We start from the raw sequence: 368 nt of genomic DNA on the forward strand, positions 1-368 counted from the left end.
GAAAGAAACTCGAGAAATCGGCCGTATCGCGGCCATATCCGTGAAGTGCAAAGTCTGCAACAAGGTTTTCGCCATGAACCGGAGAGAAATCATGTGGTACTCCAACATGGGCTACCCGCTCCCGAAACGGTGCCCGGAGTGCCGCGCAAAAAGAAGAAAGGAGCGGGAGAAAAATGAGAAAAAAATCAAAAATGCCCATGCCAGTCAATCTGAATGACTGCTGCCTATTGTATCAGATGGGCTATAGGGTTGAAATCAACGACGGAAAAGTCACGACAGTTGCAAAAGAACGCAAAAAGAAAACGGCTTAAAAGCCGCTGTAGAGCAAAACATCAATCCCAATTAATTGTATCACGGCAGCAAAAGAA

The 368-nt window shown here is 46.2% G+C and carries 1 protein-coding gene; it reads left to right on the forward strand.

Annotation, left to right across the window (positions count from 1 at the left end; translation table 11 throughout):
• The coding region (locus UU7_RS17855; protein WP_083846030.1) for a zinc-ribbon domain containing protein at positions 1 to 217 on the forward strand (217 nt) is incomplete at its 5' end.
• Positions 218 to 368 lie beyond the last annotated feature (151 nt).

Origin of the sequence: Rhodanobacter spathiphylli B39, assembly GCF_000264295.1 — a bacterium.
GTDB classification, from domain to species: domain Bacteria; phylum Pseudomonadota; class Gammaproteobacteria; order Xanthomonadales; family Rhodanobacteraceae; genus Rhodanobacter; species Rhodanobacter spathiphylli.